This is a genomic window from Mesorhizobium sp. P3_A9 (assembly GCF_056402975.1).
This window is the reverse complement of sequence record NZ_JBFUGJ010000354.1, coordinates 1-5,925: the sequence shown is the minus strand read 5'-3', so window position 1 is coordinate 5,925 and position 5,925 is coordinate 1. Positions and strand designations below refer to the sequence as shown.

At 58.7% G+C, this 5,925-nt stretch carries 7 protein-coding genes; 3 read left to right on the top strand and 4 right to left on the bottom strand.

The window, feature by feature from the left end:
• From AC1DX0_RS29600 to AC1DX0_RS29590, 3 genes are all read right to left on the bottom strand, one after another.
• The coding region (locus AC1DX0_RS29600; RefSeq protein ID WP_477357969.1) for an acyl-CoA dehydrogenase family protein at positions 1-214 on the bottom strand (214 nt) is incomplete at its 3' end.
• Positions 183-827 carry a TetR/AcrR family transcriptional regulator gene (locus tag AC1DX0_RS29595; RefSeq protein ID WP_477219467.1) on the bottom strand — a complete coding sequence of 215 codons (645 nt, stop codon included), beginning with the start codon at positions 825-827 and terminating at the stop codon, positions 183-185. The genes AC1DX0_RS29600 and AC1DX0_RS29595, both read right to left, overlap by 32 nt.
• 84 nt (positions 828-911) lie before the next feature.
• Entirely contained in the window at positions 912-1,196 is a 285-nt protein-coding gene (locus AC1DX0_RS29590; protein WP_477219466.1) for an acylphosphatase, read from the bottom strand.
• Between the two features lie 181 nt (positions 1,197-1,377).
• Here AC1DX0_RS29590 and AC1DX0_RS29585 point away from each other — a divergent pair, with 181 nt between their 5' ends.
• The gene (locus tag AC1DX0_RS29585) at positions 1,378-1,908 is read left to right on the top strand and encodes a MarR family winged helix-turn-helix transcriptional regulator (protein ID WP_477219465.1); all 531 of its coding nucleotides are present in this window, start codon (positions 1,378-1,380) and stop codon (positions 1,906-1,908) included.
• Here the strand turns inward: AC1DX0_RS29585 and AC1DX0_RS29580 are convergent.
• A complete protein-coding gene (locus tag AC1DX0_RS29580; protein ID WP_477357966.1) occupies positions 1,905-3,017 on the bottom strand; it encodes a pyridoxal phosphate-dependent aminotransferase in 1,113 nt (370 codons plus the stop codon). The genes AC1DX0_RS29585 and AC1DX0_RS29580 overlap by 4 nt on opposite strands.
• A 119-nt stretch (positions 3,018-3,136) precedes the next feature.
• Here AC1DX0_RS29580 and AC1DX0_RS29575 point away from each other — a divergent pair, with 119 nt between their 5' ends.
• On the top strand, positions 3,137-4,816 hold the full coding sequence (locus tag AC1DX0_RS29575) for a tetratricopeptide repeat-containing sulfotransferase family protein (protein WP_477219463.1): 1,680 nt from the start codon (positions 3,137-3,139) through the stop codon (positions 4,814-4,816).
• A 567-nt stretch (positions 4,817-5,383) separates the two neighbouring features.
• The coding region (locus AC1DX0_RS29570) for a tetratricopeptide repeat protein (RefSeq protein WP_477357963.1) at positions 5,384-5,925 on the top strand (542 nt) is incomplete at its 3' end.

Sequence of the window (5,925 nt, the reverse complement as noted above, 5' to 3'; positions counted from 1 at the left end):
GATAGCCCATGCCGCTGCCGCCGAAATCGGGATCGGCGGTRATGCCGAGCAGGCCGAGCGCGCCGAGCTCKYKCCACAGATGCRYKGGRAATTCRTTGYCGCGATCGATGTCGCCGGCGATCGGCGCGATCCTGTCCTGGGCGAAGCGCCGCACCAGGTCGCGCAGCGCCTCGATGTCCTCGTCATGCCCGAAGCTGAGTGTGTTCGTGTACATGCCGTTCCTCCCCGGTATCCATCCTCGCGCCAACCAGGCGCATTGTCATTGCAAGATATGTCGCCGTTACTTCAGGGACCGACAGCCGCTCGCCGGGCCGGAACCAGACGATGACGCCGGTCATCATCTGGATCAGCGCCATGGCCGTCAGGCCGGTGTCCTCGATGTTGAAGACGCCGGCCTCGGCGCCGTCGCGCAAGATGGTGCGCAGTTCCTTTTCGTAGACTGTGCGCATGCGCAGGATCTGTGTCAGCCTGTCGGGCGACAGGCTGCGCAATTCCATGTTCGACACATGCGTGGCGTGCCGGCGTTCGATGTGGAAAGCGATGTGGTTGCGCACATAGGCCGCAAGCTGCTCCACCGGATCGGCATCGATTGGCCGGGCATGCTCCCAGGCCTCGCGAAGCCCTTCCATATGCTCGCGCATCAGCGTGAACAGCAGGTCTTCCTTGGTCGGGAAATAGCGGTAGAGCGCGGCCGCCTGGACGCCGACCTCGGCCGCCAGTTGGCGCATCGACATCGCCTCGTAGCCATAGCGTGCGATCAGGTTGACCGCCGCTTCGCGGACTGCCGCTTCGGTTCGTTCGCCGTCGGATCCTGTGGTGCGCGCCATGATCGCCTCGTCAATGTGGAGATAATAAAACGAACGTTCAATTAATTCAAGGGCGCCTGGTGAATTCAAGTGACGCGCATGCGCCTATCCGACGATCCTGAAGTCTCCGGGCGCGGTCCAGGTCTCGATCTCCTCGACATCGATCCGTGAGACTGAAGCGCCCCGCGGGCCTTGCCAAAGTCGTTCGATCATGGCCGAAACAGCCGGGTCGGCGCCGGCAAGCCATGCCGTTACCGAGCCGTCTCTTTCATTGCGCACCCAGCCCGCCAGCCCAAGCCCTGCCGCTTCGCCTCTCACCCAGATCCTGTAGCCGACGCCTTGCACCCTGCCGTGTACGCTGGCCTGCACTGCCCTTTTTTGATCGTTCATCTCGCGCTCCCTTGCATAGAGTCTGGCGCAGGATCGAGCGAAGGCAACTGGCTTGAAGGGAGGCTATTGAATATGAGCCGAGGTTGTTCGGAAGATAGGTGACTTGATCCAATAAATAATTGACTTGGTCAACTTTTGCGTCATGATCTGCCGACGTGGAATCTCATGGAAGGCGCATGACATGCACGCCGATCGGAATGCTTTGGTCAGCGACCTCAGGTGCTTCAACCGCTTCTATACCGGCCTGATCGGGCTGCTCGACGACACCTTGACGCACAGCGCCTATACGCTGACCGAGGCGCGGGTGCTGTTCGAACTGGGCCGTCGATCCGGCCATATTGCCGCCACCTCTGACGGCAGGGCAGGCTTTCTGGCACGAGCGTTTCAAATCGATTTCGGACCAGCAGCGTCCGACATCGCCCAGGAGCTCCATTTGGAGCCAGCCTACGTCCTGAGAATCCTTCGAAAACTCGCTGCCGCCGGCCTGATGGAAACGCGTGCCGGCCCCGATGCCCTGCGCGGTCGCGTCCTCTCACTCACCGTCCGCGGCCAGGCCGCGCTTGCCACGCTCCAGGCGGCCGCGGATCGCGATCTCGTCCGCCTGACAGCGGACTTAGGCGACGAGGAAGCCGCCGAACTATCCGATATTTTGACACGTGCCATGTATCTGCTCGGCGGCGCGCCGGCATCCGGGAGCGGGGAAATTACCTAGTTCCCTCGCGCAGCGGCCAAGGCGCCGGGCAACTCCTCGGCGAAAATATCCAGTTCATGATCAAGACCGACGCTGACGCGGATGCAGCGGTCGAGCCCGGGCGCCATCGGCTTGCGAATGAACACGTCGCGCGACAACAGCCCCTGCAGCACCTTCAGCGCGAAGGTGCCGTCATGGCCGCAATCGATGGTGACGAAATTGGTCGCCGAGGCCAGCGGCTTCAACCCGTTCTGCTCGGCGATATCAGCGATGCGCCGGCGCCCGGCGGCCACCCGCGCCACCACCGTCTCGAGATAGGCCTGGTCGGCGAGTGCCTCGACGCCGGCGATCTGCGCCATGCGGCTGACGCCRTARTGGTTGCGGATYTTYTCGAARTCGCGGATCACCTSGGCCTCSGCCACCGCATAGCCGCAGCGTATGCCGGCMAGCCCGTARGCYTTYGARAAAGTKCGCATGCGGATGACATTCGGGCGCGACGTGTCGATCGGCGGCARMGCSGWGGCSGGCCCCAAYTCGCCATAGGCCTCGTCGAGCACCAGCATGGTGGTCTGCGGCAACGCTTCGATGAAGCGGATCACCTCGTCCGCCTCCCACCAACTGCCCATCGGATTATCCGGGTTGGACAGATAGACCAGCGGCGCCTTCTCCTTGACGACCGCAGCGAGCAAACCGTTCAGGCTTTCGTGGTCGTTCACGTAAGGGACGGTTATCAGCCGCCCGCCGACGCCGGCAACATGGAAGTTGAAGGTCGGATAGGCGCCGAGCGACGTCACCACGGCATCGCCAGGAGCCACATACATGCGCGCCACCAGGCTGAGCAGCCCGTCTATGCCTTCGCCRACAACGACGTTYTCGACSGCCACGTCGTGATGCGCGGCAGCTGCAACCTTCAGATCGAAATTGTCGGGATCGCAATACATCCACATGTCGCGGGCGATCTCGGCCATGCGGGCGATGACGCGCGGCGAAGGACCAAAACTGCTCTCGTTGGCACCGATGCGGGCACGGAAGGCCCGCCCGCGCTCACGCTCCTGCGCTTCCGGGCCGACAAACGGCACCGTTGAGGGAAGCGCGGCGATGATGGGTGAGAGGGCAGGGCGCTGGTGCATGGCAGAGGCTCGCTGGAAAAGGGCCTTCTTGCTAGCGTGAGCGGATGGCAGGTGCAAGCTCACCGCCGTCCGCAATCGCAGCACTGGATTCCATCGCGTCTTTTTGGTAGCGAGGCATCATGAACAATCGTTTACCGCCTGTCTGGTCAAAGCATCTCAAGTCCGGCCCCGCGCCGAATCTGAAGAAGCAGTCAAATCTGCCGCAAGCGAATCTCTTGAAGGAGAGTTCTCAGCGGCATGCTCAGGGCGACGACGCGCTGCTGAAGCAGGCGTACGAGCATGAACAGGCAAAAGAACTCGATGAGGCGCAAGACCTGTGCTTTCGAGTTCTGGCCCGCACTCCAAACCATCCACTTGCTCTGTATATCCTTGGGACCATATACTTGGGCTATGACGATGAAAAGGCGTTGCGATACTTCGCTCGTGCGGTCGGTGAGGAGCCTAACAACCCTTATTATCACCTGAGCCTTGCCGAAACCTATCTAAAGCTCAGTGAGTTTTCGCCGGCGATCAAGCATATGGAACATGCTTTGAAACTGCAGCCCGATCTTGTGGAGGCACTTTGTGCATTGGGTCGGGCCTATAACGAGTTTGACCAACCCGAAATGGCTTTGCCTCTTTTCGAAAAGGCGCTGAAGCTTAATCGTGATCATCCCAAGGTTCGAGTTGGACTTGCCGGCGCGCTTACCAGCCTAGGGCGCATGGACGATGCAGCCGTGTACCTAAAAGAGGCAATCGAACGACGTGTATCACTTCCGGCTGCCTACAGTGATCTCGTACAGACGAAGAAGTTCACAGAGGAGCCTGCAGAGCTCCAACCCATCCTTGGTGAACTCCGMAATCCAAAGCTTGATTCGGAGGGTGCGGAAAAACTTCACTATGCAGCCGGCAAGGTCCTGAACGACCTCAAGCGTTATGAGGAGGCATTCCACCATTTCAGGAAGGCGAAACAGGCTTCCGGATACACGTTCGACATCGATTTTTATCGTCGCTGGGTCGACTCGATGATCGAGACTTTCACACCTGAGATGCTGGCTGCCAGGGTTGGATATGGAAATCCATCTGAAGTTCCTGTGTTCGTGGTAGGCATGCCTCGCTCGGGCACGACGCTGACGGAACAGATTTGTGCCAGCCATCCCGAAGTTCATGGTGCCGGGGAACTGAGCAAGCTAAGGCGGGTCGCGAATGCGCTTGAACGTAGAACATCATCTGCAGGAGATTTAGGCCAGTCGGTGATGTCGATCACCCGAGATCTCTCCACAGTGCTGGCCCAAGAACATCTATCATATCTGAAAGAGCGGGCGCCCACCGCACTACGCATCGTCGACAAGATGCCGCACAATTTCCAACTGATCGGGCTAATCGGCCTTCTCTTTCCCAACGCGCGCGTCATTCATTGCCGTCGTGACGCCATCGACAATTGCGTATCTTGCTTTGTCCTGAAATTCAGCGAAGCACATGGTTACAATTGCGATTTACAAACGCTTGGACTTTATTATCGTGAATATGACCGCCTGATGCAACATTGGAATAAAGTTTTTCCGGGACTTATATTTGAGAACCGATATGAGACGTTGGTTGAAGATCAGGAGGCGCAGTCACGCCGCCTTATAGAGTATCTGGGGCTGCCTTGGGATGACGCCTGCCTGCGCTTCTTCGACAGGGATGGATCGGTCAACACGCCCAGTCGCTGGCAGGTTCGTCAACCGATCTACAAATCCTCCGTGAAGCGCTGGAAAAATTATGAAAATGAAATTCAGCCTTTGATAGAATCGCTAGGTGATCTCGCCGACATATGAATGAGAACTGCTTCCTAAACCGGTTTCGTTTTTATTGGATACATTGGTTGTTTTTCGTTCCAATTTTAGGCCTTTGCCGCTGACAGATTGGCATTGGTAGTATCCGGCATGCACAGGCTGCGGGTTCGGCTCGACGACAAGTGCTTGCTCAGTCTCGAGGCTTCTTGATAGCAAGGCCTTCCTGCCCGCGTGCATGGTTGGCGCGCCGCTTGCGTTCTTTCGACAGGGATGGTTCGGTTAGCCGCTCGCAGGTTCGGCAGCACATCTGCACTTCGCCCGTCGGGCCGGACGTATCATGCGAACGGAATCCAATCTTTTGCAATCTCGCGGAAATATGATTTGCGCTACGGGTTCAGTAAGGGCAAGCGTCAATCGAGAGGGCCATCAATAGCCGGATTAAACCGGCCTTGTTACTAGTCAGAGATGATGAACAATCGCCTTCCCCCCGCCTGGTCCAAACACCTCAAATCCGCCGCTGCGCCTAAACCTGGATTGCCACGGCCAGCTCCGGTGCAGGCAAGTCTGCCGAAAGCAAATTCGTTTGCACGCCCACAGGCTGACGACTTGTTGCTGAAGCAAGCCTATGAGCATCAACAGGCCAAGCGGCTTGGCGAGGCTCAGGACCTGTGCCTGCAGGTTTTAGCACGCAAGCCAAACCATCCGCTGGCGCTCTACATCATGGGCACCGTCTGTCTGGGCTACGACGACGAGGCGGCTCTGCGTTATTTCGCACGCGCGGTCGGCGAAGAGCCTAGAAACCCCTATTATCATCTTAGCCTCGGTGAGGCCTATGGCAAGCTGAGCGAATTTTCAGCCGCGATCAAACACATCCGGTATGCCTTGGAAGTGCAGCCCGATCTTGTCGAGGCCCTGTGTGCCCTGGGTCGCGTTTATACTGAGTTCGACAAACCCGAACTGGCCTTGCCGCTTTATGAGAAGGCGCTGAAAATTAGCCGCGATCACCCCAAGGCGCGGATCGGAATAGCCGCCGCGCTCACCGGCCTTGGGCGCATGGAAGAGGCCGGCGTCTATCTCAGAGAGGCGATCGAACGCCGCATTGACGTGGCGGCGGCTTACTACGACCTCGTGCAAAGTCGAAAGTTTACCGA